This window comes from Paenarthrobacter nicotinovorans (assembly GCF_021919345.1).
In the GTDB taxonomy this organism is placed as follows: domain Bacteria; phylum Actinomycetota; class Actinomycetes; order Actinomycetales; family Micrococcaceae; genus Arthrobacter; species Arthrobacter nicotinovorans.
Genome location: NZ_CP089293.1, coordinates 623,701 through 641,083 on the forward strand (window position 1 = coordinate 623,701; position 17,383 = coordinate 641,083).

General features: G+C 63.2%; 15 protein-coding genes. 5 read left to right on the forward strand and 10 right to left on the reverse strand.

What is annotated here, in order from left to right; genetic code table 11:
* Positions 1-25 precede the first annotated feature (25 nt).
* The 6 genes from JMY29_RS03085 to JMY29_RS03110 form a co-directional block, all read right to left on the reverse strand.
* The gene (locus JMY29_RS03085; RefSeq protein ID WP_189076187.1) at positions 26-967 is read right to left on the reverse strand and encodes a carbohydrate kinase family protein; all 942 of its coding nucleotides are present in this window, start codon (positions 965-967) and stop codon (positions 26-28) included.
* 13 nt (positions 968-980) lie between these two features.
* Positions 981-2,540, reverse strand: coding sequence for a glycoside hydrolase family 32 protein (locus tag JMY29_RS03090; RefSeq protein ID WP_189076186.1), 1,560 nt, complete (start codon positions 2,538-2,540; stop codon positions 981-983).
* Positions 2,541-2,580: 40 nt separating this feature from the next.
* Complete coding sequence (locus tag JMY29_RS03095) at positions 2,581-3,630, reverse strand: LacI family DNA-binding transcriptional regulator (RefSeq protein WP_018778062.1); 1,050 nt, start codon at positions 3,628-3,630, stop codon at positions 2,581-2,583.
* Between the two features lie 86 nt (positions 3,631-3,716).
* A complete protein-coding gene (locus JMY29_RS03100; protein WP_227453676.1) occupies positions 3,717-4,646 on the reverse strand; it encodes a carbohydrate ABC transporter permease in 930 nt (309 codons plus the stop codon).
* A complete protein-coding gene (locus JMY29_RS03105) occupies positions 4,646-5,533 on the reverse strand; it encodes a carbohydrate ABC transporter permease (protein ID WP_039239628.1) in 888 nt (295 codons plus the stop codon). The genes JMY29_RS03100 and JMY29_RS03105 overlap by 1 nt, the downstream gene beginning before the upstream one ends.
* Positions 5,534-5,607: 74 nt before the next feature.
* On the reverse strand, positions 5,608-6,894 hold the full coding sequence (locus tag JMY29_RS03110; protein WP_189076185.1) for an ABC transporter substrate-binding protein: 1,287 nt from the start codon (positions 6,892-6,894) through the stop codon (positions 5,608-5,610).
* Positions 6,895-7,211: 317 nt separating this feature from the next.
* Between JMY29_RS03110 and JMY29_RS03115 the strand changes: the two genes are divergently transcribed.
* From JMY29_RS03115 to JMY29_RS03125, 3 genes are all read left to right on the forward strand, one after another.
* The gene (locus JMY29_RS03115; protein WP_146230296.1) at positions 7,212-7,397 is read left to right on the forward strand and encodes a hypothetical protein; all 186 of its coding nucleotides are present in this window, start codon (positions 7,212-7,214) and stop codon (positions 7,395-7,397) included.
* 74 nt (positions 7,398-7,471) lie between these two features.
* Positions 7,472-8,677: a NosD domain-containing protein gene (locus tag JMY29_RS03120; protein WP_079581599.1), complete on the forward strand. Its 1,206-nt coding sequence runs from the start codon at positions 7,472-7,474 to the stop codon at positions 8,675-8,677.
* Between the two features lie 27 nt (positions 8,678-8,704).
* On the forward strand, positions 8,705-11,293 hold the full coding sequence (locus JMY29_RS03125) for a GH32 C-terminal domain-containing protein (RefSeq protein WP_374757517.1): 2,589 nt from the start codon (positions 8,705-8,707) through the stop codon (positions 11,291-11,293).
* Positions 11,294-11,367: 74 nt separating this feature from the next.
* On the opposite strand, the gene JMY29_RS03130 is transcribed toward JMY29_RS03125, so the two are convergent.
* The 4 genes from JMY29_RS03130 to JMY29_RS03145 are packed head-to-tail and all read right to left on the reverse strand — an operon-like array spanning position 11,368 to position 14,874.
* The gene (locus JMY29_RS03130; RefSeq protein ID WP_018778057.1) at positions 11,368-11,760 is read right to left on the reverse strand and encodes a universal stress protein; all 393 of its coding nucleotides are present in this window, start codon (positions 11,758-11,760) and stop codon (positions 11,368-11,370) included.
* Positions 11,757-13,364 carry a tripartite tricarboxylate transporter permease gene (locus JMY29_RS03135; protein ID WP_189076184.1) on the reverse strand — a complete coding sequence of 536 codons (1,608 nt, stop codon included), beginning with the start codon at positions 13,362-13,364 and terminating at the stop codon, positions 11,757-11,759. Before JMY29_RS03135 ends, JMY29_RS03130 begins: the two co-directional genes overlap by 4 nt.
* Positions 13,364-13,867: a tripartite tricarboxylate transporter TctB family protein gene (locus JMY29_RS03140; RefSeq protein ID WP_039239631.1), complete on the reverse strand. Its 504-nt coding sequence runs from the start codon at positions 13,865-13,867 to the stop codon at positions 13,364-13,366. Before JMY29_RS03140 ends, JMY29_RS03135 begins: the two co-directional genes overlap by 1 nt.
* Positions 13,864-14,874 (reverse strand): Bug family tripartite tricarboxylate transporter substrate binding protein, encoded by a 1,011-nt coding sequence (locus JMY29_RS03145; protein WP_189076183.1) that lies wholly within the window; start codon positions 14,872-14,874, stop codon positions 13,864-13,866. Before JMY29_RS03145 ends, JMY29_RS03140 begins: the two co-directional genes overlap by 4 nt.
* Positions 14,875-15,125: 251 nt before the next feature.
* On the opposite strand from JMY29_RS03145, the gene JMY29_RS03150 reads away from it, so the two are divergent.
* Entirely contained in the window at positions 15,126-16,703 is a 1,578-nt protein-coding gene (locus JMY29_RS03150) for a sensor histidine kinase (RefSeq protein WP_064722834.1), read from the forward strand.
* Complete coding sequence (locus tag JMY29_RS03155; protein ID WP_018778052.1) at positions 16,700-17,368, forward strand: response regulator; 669 nt, start codon at positions 16,700-16,702, stop codon at positions 17,366-17,368. The genes JMY29_RS03150 and JMY29_RS03155 overlap by 4 nt, the downstream gene beginning before the upstream one ends.
* Positions 17,369-17,383 lie beyond the last annotated feature (15 nt).

Sequence of the window (17,383 nt, forward strand, 5' to 3'; positions counted from 1 at the left end):
TGGATCCTCGTGGAGTTGGGGGTGGTCAGGTGGCGGGCTGGTGTTCGGGCAGTTCGGCCAGCAGCTCGTCCGACGTCGGCGGGTTGGCGCCCGCACGACGGACAGTGATGGCTGCGGCCTTGGCGGCCCGGCCGCCCAGGGACTCCAGCGCCTCCTCAGTGAGTCGGTCAACTCCGGTCTGGAGGAGCCCGTAGATCAAGGCGGACATGTACGAGTCGCCCGCGCCAATGGTGTCAGCCACGGTGGACGTCACGGAGGGAACCAAGACCTGGGCGCCGGTGGTCGAGAGCATGGATCCTTCCGAACCCTTGGTCACCACCACGAGGCCGGTCCCAAGGCCCAGGATGCGCCGTGAAGTGTCTTCGAGGGACAGGCCCGGGTAAAGCCAGTGCGCGTCCTCATCACTGAGTTTGACCACGTCGGTGAAAGGAATGAGTTCCTCGAAAGTGGTGGTGGCCTGGGCGTGGCTGCCCACCAGGGCCGGCCGGATGTTGGGATCGTAGGTGACCACACAGCGTTGATGTACCTGCTCAAGAAGATCGCGCACAGTTGCCGCTCCGGGTTCCAGGAAGGTGGCAATCGATCCTGTGTGCAGGATCTTGGGCAGGGTGGTTGGGGTGATCCGGGGAAGATCCCACTGAATGTCGAAGTCGTAGCGTGCTGAACCGTCCGACGCCAGGGTGGCTGTTGCCGTAGCGCTGCGGACGCCTGCGCGGGCACCGGCCAGGAGTTCGACGCCGGCACCGGCCAGGTGCCGCTGGATGGCAGCACCATGGTGGTCTTCTCCAATGGAGGTCAGCAATGAGGTGGGCACGCCGAGCCTGCCGAGGCCGTAGGCCACGTTCGCCGGAGATCCTCCCGGATGCTCCACGGTGCCGTGGGTCGAGACGACGATATCCACCAGGGCCTCGCCCACAACCATGACTTCGGTTGCCGGACTGCTGGTTGGCTTTTGGATGTTCTGCATTGGAACCTGCTCCTTAGGCGGGTGTTGAGACAACGAGCTTGAGAACTGTGGCGGTGCCGCCTTGGGCGGACAACCGGGTTTCCCGGCTGTCGGCATCCGGATAGACCAGGTCCGTCAGGACCACCGTGCCGTCCTGGGCGAAGACTTCCACGGAGCACTGGTCCACCACAATGAGCAGCTTAAGGACGCCGTCTTCCAGTGCAACCGGTGCGGATTCGACGGATGCGAACTTCCCGTGGAACGATGTGTCCCCTGACTGGGTCCGGTCAAGGGTCAGCCTGCCGCTGCCCGGGGTGTAGTTCAGCAGGGTGCCTTGGCGTCCGTCGGAGCTGGCCAGCAGTCGCAGCTCAACACGCTCTGCGGTTCCCGGCGCGATCTCAGCCTCAATAACCTGCGCCGTGCCCGGTACGGCGTCCGGCAAGGTGAGGGCTTCCGACCCCAACTCGATGGTGCCCGCGCGAAACAGTTCTTCCTCCGGACCCGCTAGGACGGGGTACTGGACCAGCCGGGCGGTGCCGCTGACCGATTTCAGCTTCAGCTCGCGGGCGAGGGTCATGGAGGACCGCCACGGTGCTGTGGGCAACTGGTTGGCGTAGTCCCAGTTATTCATCCAGCCGATGATGATGCGCTTCTCATCCGGGACGTCGCTGAAGGACACCGAGGCGTAGCAGTCGCGGCCCCAGTCCAACCACAGGCATTGCTGCAGTGCCTCAGCCCTGGCAGATTCGTCCGGCAGGGAGGTGACTCCCGCTGGCGCCGCAAGGGAACCCGCGTCCGGAATGAAGCTGACGCCGTCGAACTGTCCTACGAAGTACTGTCCGCCGGAACCTCCCGCGACAGCGCCGGGATTCACGTTGACGATCAGCACCCACTTCATGTCCTTAGGATCCCCGTCCACCGCCAAGGGAAAGAGGTCAGGGCATTCCCACTCACCGGCGTCGGCGTTGGCCGGGCCAAAGTCGCTTAGGAAGTCCCAGGTTTTTAGGTCGTCGGAACGGTAGAGAACCACTTTCTGCTGTTGGGCTTCGACGGCGACCATGACCCAGTACGCGCTCGCTCCGCTGTGGTAGCGGAAGACTTTGGGGTCCCGGAAGTGGGCTGAGTCCCGGGTGAGCACCGGATTACCGCCGTACTTTTGCCAGGTCATTCCCGAATCGGAGCTGTACGCCAGGGACTGGGCCTGCGTGCCACTGTGTTCGGTCCCGGGCTTGAAAGCGCTGGTATATATGGCCACCAAAGCCGGCGCCCCGGCTGTGCCGAAACCGGAGGTGTTGCCGTGGTCCACCACCACGCTTCCGGAGAAAATGTCCTCTGTTTCATCGCCTGCGATAGCCACGGGGTGTTCGGTCCAGCGCAGGAGGTCCGGGGAGGTGGCGTGCCCCCAGGACATGTTGCCCCAGACGCTGCCGTAGGGATTGTTCTGAAAGAAGAGGTGGTACAAACCGTCGTGGAAGACCAGGCCGTTGGGGTCGTTCAGCCAGGTGTCCTGTGCCGTGAAATGGATGGCAGGCCGGAACCTGGGAGTGACGGCCGGGGCTGTTTCCGGGCGTGCGGCGTCAAGGCTACTGGACATGTGGTGCGTTCCTTTTGGGACGTTGAAGGGCTGGTTGGGCTTACCGTGGAGCCGCGACCGAGTCACGGCGAACCAGGGGACAGCCCAGGACGGTGGGGTGGAGCGCCATTAAGGAAAGATCTTCTTTGCCCTCGATGGCATCAATAAGGTGATCCGTTGCCCAAGCCCCCATCTCGTAATGGGGGAGGGCCACGGTGGTAAGGCCGGGGTAGAGGTTGGCGGCAATGAGTTCCTGGTCATCGAAGCCCACAACGGAGAGGTCCTTGGGAATGCTGAGCCCTAACTCGGCGGCTGCCCGGTAGGCGCCCATGGCCATCCGGTCGTTGTAGCAGAACAGTGCCGTCGGCACGTCAGCGCGGTCTTCCCGGGACAGGATCCGTTTGGCAGCCGCATAGCCGCCATGAACTTCGGAGACTTCGGACTCGACCGGTGCGGCATCGCCGTCGAGCCCGGCTTCGGTGAGCATGGCCCGAAAGGCCTGGAGCCGCTGGCGGGTGGCGGGTACGTCGTCGGTGTTGTTGATGAATCCAATCCGGGTGTGGCCGGCGTCCAGGAGTGCCCCAACGGCGGCGCGGGCGCCGCCGTCTTCGTCCGGGACCACTGCGGTGATGTTTCCGCCGATGGCCACGGAGTCCACCAGGACCGACGGTACGTTTTCCAGGTTCCGGGGAAGTTCCACGTTGCGGTGGTACATGGTGGCGTACAGGATCCCGTCCACCCGGCGCTCCAGGAGGGCCTGGACGTCGGCTTGCCTCGATTCGAGACTGGCGGAGCCCGGGGTGTTGATGATCATCAGGTTGTAGCCCCGGGCCTTGGCAGCCTCATCAGCACCGAGGATGATCCGGCCTGCATGGGGTGTGGTAGCGATTTCCTCGCTTACCAGGCCGAGCATTCCTGTCCGCTGCGTGCGAAGGGCCTGGGCCAGGCGGTTGGGGCCGTAGCCGAGCTCCTCGGCGGCGTTCCGGACCTTGTCCCGGGTTTCACTGCTGATCCGTGCGTAAGAGACCTCGTTAAGGACGTGGGAGACGGTGGTGACGGACACGCCGGCGGCGACGGCAACGTCCTTGATACCGATGTTCTTGCTGCTCATGTGGCTCCCACGTCCTTATGGTTGGCGATGCCCCGGAAGGGCTATCAGTAGGCTACTCGTTGATGGTGGCAGTGGCCTTGGTGGCATTAGCCCTTGACTGCGCCCAGCGTCATGCCCGCGACGATCTTGCGCTGCAGCAGAAGCGTCAGCAGGATGACCGGAATCGAGTACACGGCGGCGAGGGCCGTCATGGATCCCCAATCCAGGCCGAACTGAGTCTGGAAGTTCGCGATCACCACAGGTGTGGTTTGCGAACGGATGGCGGTCATCAGGAGTGCGAACAGGAATTCGTTCCAGGATGCCAGGAAGGCGAAGATCGCAGTGACCGCAATGCCGCCGGACACTACCGGGATCACTACCCGCCACAGCGCGCCCAACCTGCTGCAGCCGTCCACGGTTGCGGCCTCTTCAAGGTCCCGGGGGACGGATTCGAAGAAGCTGCACATCAGCCAAATGGAGAGCGGCAGCGAGATGGTGGTGTGCGCAATGGAGAGGGCGATCGGGGTATCGGACAAGCCCGCCGAGGCCATCATGGACGCCAGCGGAATGCCGATGGCCACGGGTGGAACCATGCGGGTCACCAGTGCAGCCATGATGAATACCTGGCCGCTGGGGGTCTTGTAGCGGGTAATGCCGTAGGCGGCCGGAACGGCCAGAACCAGCGATAGCAGGGTGCTGATGACGGCGGTCTGGATGCTGTTGATGAAGGATGCCACCACCCCGCTCCGGCCCAGGGCGTTGGTGTAGTTCTCCAGCGTCCATTCCCTGGGAAGGATGGTCGGTGGGACGGCGATGGTATCGATCGGCGTCTTGAAGGACGTGAACAGCAGGTACAGGAACGGGAAACCGTAGAGGACCATGGCCGCTGCCAGCAGGATCCAAAGGATGGTCCGGGTGCTTCGCCGGCCGGCTTCGAGGCCTTCGCGGTTGGCCCCGCGCCGCTTGCGCAGCGGCTGCGCTTCCGGGAAGTCCGACGACGGCGGGCTGGCTTTGGTGGTGACGCTTGTGGTGCTCATCAGTTGTCCTTTCCTGGCCGCCAGATGGTGGTCACTGCAACAAAGGCAATGGCGAGCATTGCGAGGAGGTAGATGGTGCCCATGGCACTGGCCAGGCCAGGGTCGCCGAAGCGGATCATGGTGCGGTAGATCAACAGGCTCATCGTCTCGGAGGCTGACTGCGGTCCGCCGTTGGTCTGGATGAGGATGGTGTCGAAGGCCCTGGCCGCATCGATTCCGCGGACCACCAGCGCAACGGCGATCACTGGGCGGAGCAGGGGAAGGATGATCCGGAACAGGAGTGCCGGAGCCCGTGCACCATCCAGGCGGGCGGCCTCAATCAGATCGCCGGGGATGTTCTGGAGGCCTGCGAAGAGCACCAGGCACATGAAGGACGTGGTGAGCCAGATGTCCGGGATGGCCACCGAGAACAGCACGATGTTGGGGTCGGACAGCCAGCCGATCTGGTTGGGGTCCGAAAGGATCCCTGCCTGGTGGAGGAGAGTTCCGATCAGACCGAAGTTGTCGATCATCAGGAACTTCCACAGCAGGCCCGCCACGATCGGGGCGATCATCAACGGGTAGAGGAAGACGGTCCGCCAAATCTGGGATTTCCTGCCCAGCGTGGTGAACAGCAGTGCCATGCCCAGGCCGAGCGCGAATTCGAGGGTCACCACCACCAGGGTGTAGGCGAACGTACGCCACCCTGCGCTGGTGAAGGCCTCGGAGGTGAAGGCGGTGACGTAGTTTTGGAACCCCACAAAATCGCGGGGCCCGCCGGCGATGGGGGAGATCTTGAAGAAGCTGTCTGCCACCAGGCGGAAGAGGGGGTAGGCCACGAATACGGCCAGGAACAGTGCCGCGGGCGTCATCAGATAGAGGGCGAAGCGGCGATCGGAGATACGCACGGTATTTCTTTTCTGCTGGTTGGGACCGCGGCCGGCACTGTCATTCAGTTGCTAACGGTGCCGGCCGCGGAGTTCTACTTCAGGAGGTCCTGGATCTGCTTCTTGGCATCGGCCAGGAGGGTTGAGGTGTCGCCACCGGCCACGGCCTTCTGCAGCAACGGGATCAGGACGGTATCAACGATCTGCTGCCACTTGGCGGTAGCGGGTCGGGTGGCCGTTGCCTGGCCGTTGAGGGTCTCGATCAGCGGCTTGAAGCTCTCGTAGCCAGGCTGGTCCTGGTATTTTTCAAACGCGCTGATACGGGAGGCCAAACCGAGCTTGGATTCGATTCCCTTGTCGTTGTAGTCATAGGCGCACTTGACGAACTTCTTGGCGGCGTCAGTGTTCTTGGTGGCTTTGGGAACGGAGAGGTACCACGGTCCCGGAACACCTGCGACGCCGGCGCTGCCGCCAATCATTGCTGCGGCTCCCACCTTTCCTGCCACCGGAGCATCGGCGGGAATCTGGCGGTAGGCGTGGGCCCAGAAGCGGGTCATGGCGGTCTTGCCCTGGTTGAACAGGTTTTGTGCTGCTGCCCAGTCAACCTGCGCTGCACCGCTCGGGGCATCCTTGGCCAAGCTCACGTAGAAGTCCAGGGCTTCCTTGTGGGCGGCGTTGTCGATGACCACATTGTTGTCCTTGTCCAGGACCATGGGGGAGCCCGCCTGAAGGACGTGGGCCAGCCATTCAGTTTCCACGGCGCCCTTGACGTCCGTGCCGTACATGCCGTCCTTGGTGAAGAACGCGGAAATGTCCTGGTACTGCTTCCACGTCTTGGGGGCGGCGAGCTCGTAACCGTACTTGGCTTGGAAGTCAGCCTTGTTCTTGGCGTCCTCGAACAGGTCCTTGCGGTACAGGATGATCTCGGCATTGGTCCAGGCCGGCATGCCGATGAAGTGGCCATCCACGTTGGCTTCCTTGACGAGGGCCGGGAAGATGTCCTTCTTGACGTCGTCCGTGAAGAGTTCGTCCAGGGGCTGCACGGCGTCCTTGAAGCTGGGAAGCCATACGGAGTCGAGTGCGGCGACGTCGAAGGAGACGTTGCCGGAGGAGAACTCGCTGGAGAGGCGGTTGAACATGCCGTCGTAGGGGAGTTCGACGAAGTTCACGTCGATGCCGGCGTCCTTCTTGCACTGCTCGGCTACGCCTGTCAGTTCGGCGTGGCCGCCGGCTTCAACCAGGACGTTGATGGAGCTGGAGCCGCCCGATCCGCCTGAGGATGGTGCGGGACCGCCGGCGCCACAACCGGTGGCAACGAGTGCGACGGCGGTGCACAGCCCGCCGAGGGTGACGAGCTTGGAGATGGTGTTTCGAGTGGACATCGCTGTCGACTCACTTTCTCTTGAACGGAAATTGCAGAGAGATGGGGATTTCACGTCTTTGGCTTGAAAAATCGTTTTGCCAAAACGACTTGGCAATGACATTAGGGCCGGATGAATGCTTGTGTCAACTGTTTCCCGCGAAACTTTTCGGCCTCTTGACGGTAGGGATCGGATGCCCATAAAGTGATCCGCGCCACTCGACAAATCGTTTTGGCATATTTTGGCTGATTTGGCACATTTTGGCACCGGGTGTGCCGCTGCCCATGAACCGGACACTGGCCCACTCCAAACCAGCCCCACGAGTTCGAAGGAGAACCATGGACCCATCCCCATCCCCATCGCTGAGCCGAAGGAGCATCCTCCGGTTGATTCCCGCTGCGGCAGTGGCGGCCTCCGCCGTCGTGCTGTCCGCCAAGGAAGCCTTGGCGAAGGAGCCCGCCCGGCAGGCGGCCCCGGAGCACCCCGCAGTGCACGGGCACCGAGCCATCATCGGCATGCTCTAGCGCAACGCCAGCACAACCCAGCACCACGCAAGGCCACTCAAGCAGTACCCCCAACGATGTGAGGAGAACACGCTGTGACCACTGTCTACGACGTCACCACCTGGTCTGTCCCCGGAAACCCGTCCGCTACGCCCTACAACGACATTGGGCTCATCATCAACAGCATCATCGCCGATGTGAAATCCCAACAGACCAACCAGGCCTCCAAGCCCGGCGCGGTGGTCTACATCCCGCCAGGAGACTACTCGCTCAAGACCCGGGTCAACGTCGACATCAGCTTCCTGACCATCCGCGGATCCGGTCACGGCTTCACGTCCAGCAGCATCCGCTACAACGCAGGCAACACGTCCAGCTGGCATGAAATCAACCCCGGTGGCAGTCGGATCCGGGTCGAAAATACGGACGGAAACACCGATGCCTTCAGGGTTTACCGGACCGGCGACCCACGCCTGAGTTCCATCGTCTTTCAGAACTTCTGCTTGGACGGGGTGTCCTTCAACTCCAACCAGAACTCCTACGTCAACGGCAAAACGGGCATCCGTTTTGACTCCGCGAACGACTCCTGCCGGGTGGAAGGCATGGGCATGGTCTACCTGGAACACGGCCTGGTGGTCCGGGATACCGATGCCCTGAGTGTGAGCGGCAACTTCCTCGCCGAATGCGGCAGCTGCGTGGAGCTCACCGGATCAGGGCAGGCCTCCAAGGTCACCGACAACCTGATCGGCGCGGGCTACGTGGGTTTCTCCATTTACGCGGAGGGTCACATGGGCTTGCTGGTCAGCTCCAACAATGTCTTCCCACGGGGTAAGAGCAGCGTGCACTTCAAGAACTGCACGCGCTCCACCATCACCAGCAACCGCTTCCACGCGTTCTACCCCGGCATGGTCAACTTCGAAGGCAGCTGCACGGAGAACCTCGTGGGCGCCAACCACTTCCTGCGGCAAATGGAACCCTTCGATCCCCTCAAGCCCTACAACAATGGCCTGGATGACCTCTTTGGTCTGGTTCATCTGGCAGGAAGCGGGAACACGGTAACGGGCAACCACTTCAGCTACGACGTCCCCTCGGGTTCAGTGAGCCCGGCCGGCCAGAAACCCACCATCATCCTGGTGGCCTCCGGTGCCAACAACTACATTGCTGCGAACAACACCATCTCCTCGGTGGCGGCGAACACGGTGGTGTTGGACGGTTCAACCACCGGCACTAAGGTGCTGGACAGCGGCGGTACCGGTGAATTTGTGCACTACACCAGCTCCTACTCGTTCCGGGCAACCCCTTAGCGCCCGGCTGAGCAGGAAGGTCTGTCAATGATGACAAGACGCACCAAACCGCCGGTGGTCACCTCGGTGATAGCCGCCGTCGTGGTTTCCCTATCCCTCGCGACGACAAGCGCTCCGGCGCACGCCACCGATCCCGACCACGCAACCCAGCAGTACCGGCCCTCTGTGCACTACACCCCGTTGAAGAACTGGATGAACGATCCCAACGGGCTGGTCTACAACAACGGCACCTACCACATGTACTACCAGTACAACCCCTACGGAACCACGTGGGGGAACATGAGCTGGGGCCATGCGACGTCCACGGACCTGCTGCATTGGTCCGAACAGCCCCTGGCCATCCCGCAGACCTTCAACGGCAGCGGACAGGCCACGGAGGACATCTTCTCCGGTTCCATCGTGGTGGATTCGCAGAACACCAGTGGCCTGGGCACAGCGCAAAACCCGCCGATGGTTGCCGTCTACACCAGCAATTTCACTGGCAACCATCCCCTCTATCCGGGGAAGCAAGCGCAATCGCTGGCGTACAGCACGGACAGCGGGCAGACGTGGACCAAGTACTCCGGAAATCCGGTGCTCAGCAGGAACACCACGGACTTCCGGGACCCCAAGGTGTTCCGGTACCAAGGTTCTGCCGGTTCCTACTGGGTGATGTCGGCCGTGGAAGCCAACGAGCACAGGGTCCTGTTCTACAAGAGCAGCGACCTGAAGAGCTGGACCTACCTGGACGACTTCAAGCCAGCCAATGCCACCGGCGGGCAGTGGGAATGCCCCGATCTTTTCCCCTTGGCAGTGGACGGCAACACCAACAACACCAAATGGGTCTTGGCGGTGAACATCAACCCGGGATCAGTAGCCGGCGGCAGTGGGGGTCAGTATTTCGTTGGAAGTTTTGACGGCACCACCTTTACGTCAGAAACAACCGATCCGGTAGACGTCGCTCCGCCGGGAAACGTGATCGCCGGGTTCAATGGCGGTAGCTACAGCGGCTGGAACGTGGGCAATGACCCGGCCAACCCCGGGGGCCCCTGGGGAAGTGCGCCGGCCAGCGGAACGCTGACGGGCCAGCAAACCGTGACCGGTTCCATCGGTTCCGGGCTCGTGAACGGGTTCAACGGCGGAGACGTCCCAACCGGCACCTTGGAGTCGGCGCCGTTCACCCTCACCAAGGATTACATCAACTTCCTGGCCGGCGGAGGAAACCACCCGCGGCAACCGGGGGAGCAGCCAGGCAACGCACCGCCACCGGGCTACCTCTTGTTCGACGGCTTTGATTACCCGGGAACACTCAGTGCCGCCGGCTGGCAGCTGACCGGAGACTTCGAAGCAGCCAGGAACCCGTCAACAGCGGGTGGTGAATACGCCATCGGAAAGCGCATCAACACCTTTGAAGGCGGACCCAGCGCCGATAACAACACTGGAACCGTCACCTCACCGGAGTTCTATCTGACCAACACGAACATCGGGTTCCTCCTGGGCGGCGGCAACCGGACTGACGGCTCACTGCAAGTGGAACTGTTGGTAGGCGGCGTTCCTGTCCGGAGCGCCACCGGCAGCAACTCGGGCGACCTCAACTGGAAGAACTGGGATGTCTCCCAGTACTACGGGCAGATCGCACGGATCCGGATCGTGGACAACGCCACAGGACCTTGGGGCCACCTGACACTGGACAATATGGTTCTGGGCTCTCAACCGGCGCAACCGCGAAGCAGCGAGACAACGGTCAACTTGATGGTCAACGGACAGGCCATCCGCACTACCACCGGCTCCGATTCAGAGCACCTCGACTGGAAAACCTGGGACGTCAGTGCCTACAAAGGAAGCCAGGCGACCATCCGAATCGTGGACAACAACCGTGGTGGGTGGGGGCACATCCTGGCGGACGAGTTTGTGGCTTCCGATATCACCCGCTTGGAACAGCACGACTGGCTGGACTGGGGGAGGGACTACTACGCGGCCGTCTCGTTCAACAACGTCCCGGACGGCAAGCGGATCATGCTCGGCTGGATGAACAACTGGGACTATGGGCAGTCCACACCTACCAGCACTTGGCGGGGTTCCATGGCCCTGCCCCGCGAAGTCCAGCTCACGCAGACCAGCCAGGGTCCCCGGCTCAGCCAGAAAGCCGTCCAGCAGGTGGATAGCCTGAAGAACACGGGGGCTGCCTACACCGCGACCGCACAGGACATCGCTTCGGGAACCAGCAGTCTTCCGATTTCCGGGGACGTGCTGCAGATCGACGCGCAGTTCTCGCCGGGAACGGCGACGGCGTTCGGGCTGAAGGTTCTGGGCGACGGCACGGAGGCGACCAGGATCGGCTACACGACGGCCTCCGGGCGGGCATTCATTGACAGGACCGCCTCCGGAAACGAGGGCTTCCACCCTGCGTTCGCGTCGCTGGACGACGCGCCGGTCCAGCTCATCAATGGCAAGCTCACCCTGCGGATCTTTGTGGACAAGGCCTCCGTGGAGGTGTTTGCCCAGGGTGGCCTGACGACGCTCACGGACCAGGTCTTCCCTTCGGCAGGCGCCAGCTCCCTGTCCCTCTTCTCGGAAGGAGGGACCGCCCGGCTCGAAAGCCTCACCGTCACGCCGCTCAACAAGGCGATGTGGTAAGCCGCCGTCGAGCGTTTTTGTACAGCTAATGCCCCTAAGAACGCCTCTTAGGGGCATTAGCTGTACGAAAACTCCTAGTCCGCCTTCACCGCAAGGACCGGGCAGTCCGCTTCCAGGAGGATGCGCTGGGAAACGCTGCCCATGATGAGCTTGCCTACCGGGCTGCGGCGGCGGAGGCCGATCACGATCAATCCGGCGTCGTGCTCGTCTGCAGCATCAAGCACCTCGGCCGCTGCGTCATGACCGCGGATGGGTTGCTTGATGATGTGCTGGATGCCGTGCTCAGCCAGCCGGTCCTCGATGCTCTGGATCTCCGGCTCCTGGGCATAACGGTTGTCCACCAGGGCGTCGCCCTTGGAGGAATTGATGACCAGCAGGGTGTCGTTGCTCTTCTTGGCCTCGGCGATGGCCTGCGTCAGTGCTGCTTCGCCTTCTGGTGTGGGGACGTATCCCACCACGATGGTCATGGTTTCTCCTGCCGATGGTGTGCGGGCGTGGTTGGTTCGGTCTTCGTGGGTGAAGGCGACGCCGGGGTCTGCGGCTCATCCTGGTCCGAAAGCATGGACGGTCCTGTAAGAGCTGCCGTCGGACGGTTCCGCCGGATGAGCTTGAGGACCAGCGGCCAGGCCAGGATGATTCCGATGATGACGTAAATACCGACGGCGATCGGCTCGCTCCAGAGCCCGGCCGGGTCGCCTGCACTGAGCTGCAGGGTCTTCCGGAGCTGGCCTTCCAGTCGCGGGCCCAGGATAACGCCAAGAATGAGCGGCAGGACGGGGAGTCCGAAGCGGCGCATCATGAACCCCAAAGCACCCAGTATCAGCAGGATCACAAGGTCGAAGGCCTGGAGGTTCACCGAGTAGGCGCCCAAGGTGGCGAAGAACAGGATGCCTGCGTACAGGTACGGGCGGGGCAGTTGCAGCAGCTTGGCCCACAGCGGCGCCAGGGGCAGGTTGATCAGCAGAAGGAGCAGGTTGCCGATGAAGAGGCTCGCGATCAGCGCCCACACCAGTGGTCCCTGGCTTGAGAAGAGCTGCGGGCCGGGCTGGATGCCGTAGGACGTGAACGCTGCCAGCATCACTGCCGCGGTTGCGTTGGTGGGCAGGCCGAGGGCCAGCATGGGAGTGAGGGTACCGGCGGCGGCTGCGTTGTTCGCAGCTTCCGGACCCGCCACGCCTTCGATGGCTCCATGGCCGAACTCTTCGGGGTGCTTGCTGAGGCGCTTCTCGGTGACGTAGCTCAGGAACGTGGGGATTTCCGCTCCGCCTGCCGGCAAAGCCCCGAACGGGAAACCGAAAACCGTGCCGCGAAGCCATGGCTTCCAGGAGCGTTGCCAATCCTTCTTGCCCATCCAGGGACGGCCAACGGGAATGACATGCAACGGGGTGCGGCGCAGGTGTGCCGCCACCCAGAGGGCCTCGCCCACCGCGAAGATGGCCACAGCCACCACCACAATGTCCAAACCGTCGGACAACAGTGGCTGGCCAAACGTGAGCCGGCTCTGGCCCGTAACGGAGTCCAGGCCCACCAAACCGATGGCCAGTCCCAGGCCGAGGGAGGCGAAGCCGCGCAACCGCGACGACCCCAGTACCGCAGTGACAGCCAGCAGGGCCAACATCATGATCGCGAAGTAGCTGGGGGAGCCCAGGCTGACCGCGAACTTCACAACGATCGGTGCGCAGACCGCAAGGAGGGTAGTGCCAATGGTGCCTGCCACGAACGAGCCGATGGCCGCCGTCGCGAGTGCTTGCGCCGCCCGCCCCGCCTTGGCCATCTTGTTGCCTTCGATGGCCGTCACCACGGACGACGATTCGCCGGGAGTATTCAGCAGGATAGAGGTGGTGGAGCCGCCGTACATTCCGCCGTAGTAGATACCGGCGAACATGATGAAGGCGCTGGTGGGTTCAAGTGCGTACGTGACCGGGAGCAGCAAGGCAACGGTCATGGCCGGACCGAGCCCGGGAAGGACACCTACAGCGGTGCCGAGGATGACGCCGATCATGGCGTACATGAGGTTCAAAGGAGTGAGGGCGGTGGAGAACCCGTCCATCAAGGAGGACCAGACGTCCATCAGAGGATTCCTTCCAGGAGTCCGGCCGGCAGCGCAATGCCCAGGCCGAGGTAGAAGCCGTAGAAGGTCAGCAGGGAAAGTGCCACGGAGATGAGTCCGTCACGGACATAACGGCGGCTTCCGAGGGCAAGGACGCTGCCCCAGAAAAGTACCGTGCCGGAGATGACCCAACCAGCCCAATCGATCAGCAGGATGTTGAGCAGGAAGGCTCCCGCCAGCGGCAGGACGGTCTTCCAATCGGCAGGGTGCGCCAGGTCCACATCCTCGCCGCCTTCGGCCTCGCCCCTGCCGCCACGGAGGACATTGATGGCAAGCAGAACAGCGCAGGCCACCAGGAGTCCGGCAACGATGAACGGGACAGTCTTTGGACCCACAGGGTCCGATTTCGAGTACGGGGTTACCAGGCCGTTGGCGTCCAGGAAGACCAGGACTCCGACCACGCCGAGCAGGAGGGCGACCCCCAGCTCGGCGCGGCCTTTCAAGCCTGTTGCTGGAGAGCTCACGCCAAGCCAAGCTTGGTGAGGACGTCCGCCACCCGCTTGTCCTGGTCAGTCAGGAACGTCTGGAATTCGTCGCCGGTGACAAAGGCATCCGTCCAGCTGTGGGTCTTGAGTGCTTCCTTCCAACCGGCGGACTCGTGCATCTTCTCCAGCGCGGCGATCAGGGATTTCTTGTCGGCGTCGCTGATGCCCGGAGGGGCTACGACACCGCGCCAGTTGGTGAACACGAGGTCGATGTTGGATTCCTTGAGGGTGGGGGCGTCCACGCCGTCAAGCCGCTTCTCGCCGCTCGTGGCAAGGACGCGGACCTCTCCGGACTTGATCTGTTCCAGGTACTCGCCTGCGCCGGAAGCTGCGAAGCCGAGCTTGTTGCCAAGGATGGCGGGAAGGAGGTCGCCACCGCCGTCGTAGGAGACAAAGTTGACCTTCGTGGCGTCGATGCCCACAGCGCCGGCCAACTGCATCGGCAGGAGGTGGTCCGGGCCGCCGGGCGAGGAGCCGCCGCCTACGGAGATCGACGCGGGATCTGCTTTCCACGCCTTCACCAGGTCATCGATGGTCTTGTAGGGAGAGTCCTTGCTGACCATGATGGCGCCCGGCTCTTCAATCAGCTGGGCCAAGGGCGTGGTGTCCGTCAGTTTCGATTGTGACTTGTTGGTGTAGCTGGCACCCACCACGCCCAGGCCCATGAGCATGGTCAGATCGCCGTTGCCCTTTTCGTTCACCACGCGGGCCAGGCCCACAGTGCCGCCTGCGCCTGCAAGGTTGAACACTTCAGTGTTGTTGGCGATCTTCTCATCGTCCAGGACCTTGGCCGCTGCCCGGGCGGTGGTGTCGTAGCCGCCACCGGGAGTGTTCGGAACCATGATCTGGAGGCCGGTGATGGGTCCGGCGGCAGCGCAGGAGCTTTCGGAACCAGTGGAGTTCTTGCCGGTGGCACCACAACCGGTGGCCATCAGGGCGAGGCCGGCGGCGACGGCGGCGACTCGCAATGCGCGGATCTGGCGCATGGTGTTCCTCTTCTCAGTTTTGAATTCTCTGCAGGGCGATCAACGTTGTGCCCCGTGAACTGATGCTAGGGGCCGCAGTGACGCCGATCACTCTTGTGTTCGCAGTGATCTTTAAGTTCATTGCGTTCACGGTCCTGGACGGTCCATCACGGCTCTGGGGTATAGTTCCGATACGCCACGCGGAGCGCCCCCAGACACCTCCGGACTCTGGCACCACCAAAGGAAACCACGCAGTGACTCGAAGAAGAGGAATGTCCCTTGCCGGGCAATACCTTGTGCTGCAGTTGCTGATCGTCCTGGCGGTGCTGGTGGCGGTGGTCGCCATCTCCCTGGCGCAGTCGGCCGCCGCGTTCGAACGGACTGAGGGCAGGCGGGCGTTGTCGGCAGCCGAAGCCCTGGGCAACAACCCCACCGTACGCGCGCTGCTCCCCACGGCGGAACCGCGCGGCGGTTCGGCGCTTCCCGCCGTCGCCGAATCCGTCAGGACAGTCTCGGGTTCAGCGCACGTGGCCCTGGCAAAACTGGACGGCACCGTCATCACGGCCTCGGACCCCGGACTGATCGGCCGGCCCTTGCCACTGGGAGAGAGCCGGGTGATGGAAGGAAGAGCCTGGACCGGCGTCGTCACCAGCAACAACGTGACAGTGCTGTCCGCCCACGTGCCGGTAATCGACGACTCCGGGCAGATGATCGGCATCGCATCCATCAGCCGCAACTACCCCTCCACCCTGGAAAGACTCGGCGACGCCGTCCCCAACCTCCTCACCTACCTGGGCGTGGCCAGCGTCCTGGGGGTGGCGGGTTCGCTTCTCCTGTCCCGTCGCGTCAAACGGCAAACCCTCGGCATGGAACCCCGGGAAATCACCGGACTGGTGGAAAACCGCGAAGCCATGCTGCAGGGCCTCAAGGAAGGTGTTGTGGCGTTGGACCCCCATGAGCGGATCACGGTGGCCAACCAGAGCGCCCGACAGTTGCTCGGATTGCCCGACGACTGCGTAGGCAGGAAGCTGCGCTCCCTCCCCGTCGAATCCGCCCTGAAAGTGGTGCTGACCCGCGAACAGTCGGACCCGGACCAACTGGTGCTGGTAGGGGAGCGGCTGGTGGTGATGAACCGGGTGGCGCTGCGCTCGCACGGGCGCGACATCGGTTCTGTGACCACCCTGAGGGACCGCACCGAGTTGTCCTCCCTTGAGAGCGAACTTGGTGCCACCCGTACGGTCACGGACACCCTCCGCGCCCAGGCCCACGAGTTCGCCAACCAGCTCCACGTCATTTCGGGCCTCATCCAGATCGGCGAGTACGATTCCGTGGTGCAGTTCGTCAACGGTGCCACCGTGGAGCGGACCCGGCTCAATGACGACGTGACCCGGCGGATCGAGGATCCCGCGCTCGCTGCCCTGCTGATCGCCAAGGCCAGCCTGGCCACTGAGCGCGGCGTCGAGTTGAAACTGGACCCCCGGTCCGCGCTTCCGCGCGTCAAGGACGAACTGTCCCGGGACATCACCACCGTGGTGGGCAACCTCGTGGACAACGCGTTCGACGCCGTCACTGGCCTCGCCGGGGCATCGGTCCGCGTGCTCGTGGAGGACTCGCCGGACGGTGTCGGGGTGACTGTCCAGGACAACGGCCCGGGAGTGCCCGCCGGTTCTGCCGAGGAGATCTTCCAACAGGGCTACTCCACCAAGGAACCGGGACCGGGGGATGCCCGGGGCTTCGGCTTGGCGCTTTCGCGGGTCATCTGCCGGCGCAGCGGGGGCGAACTGACCGTGGCCAACGACGACGGTGCAGTGTTCACCGCACGATTCAGCAAAGGGGCTCACCACAAGTGATCAAGGTCTTGATTGTCGATGACGACTTCATGGTGGCCAAGGTTCATGCCGGGTTCATCCAGCGAAGCCCCGGTTTCGGGGTGGTGGGTGTTGCCCACACCGGCGCACAGGCCTTGGCGGAAACGCGTAGGCTGCAACCCGACCTTGTGCTCCTGGACATCCACCTCCCGGACATCAACGGCCTGGACCTCATGCACCAGTTGCGGGACGTTGCCCCGGACCTCGACGTGCTGGTGATCAGTGCAGCCCGCGAGGTTGAGACCGTGCGCAAAGCCCTCCGCGGCGGCATCGTCCACTACCTGATCAAGCCCTTTTCCCAGTCCGATCTTCAGGAACGGCTGGAACACTACCTCAGCGCCTACCAGGGGCTGGATGCTTCCAAGGTCGAGGCTGAACAATCCGACGTGAACAGGGTCTTTGGGTTGGGTGTTTCCGAGCGGACCCTGCCGAAGGGCTGCAGCGTGGAGACCCTGGAACTGGTGGAGTCCGCGTTGAAATCAGCACCGGGTGATTTGTCAGCCGCTGAGCTTGCAGAACAACTCGGGACCTCCCGTGTCAGTGCCCGCCGCTACCTTGAGTACCTCCACGACGAAGGCGCCTTGGACGTTCGACTCAAGTACGGCGTCGGACGTCCCGAAAGGCGCTATGTGCTGAAGGGGCGGTGAGGCCAAACCAGCCCT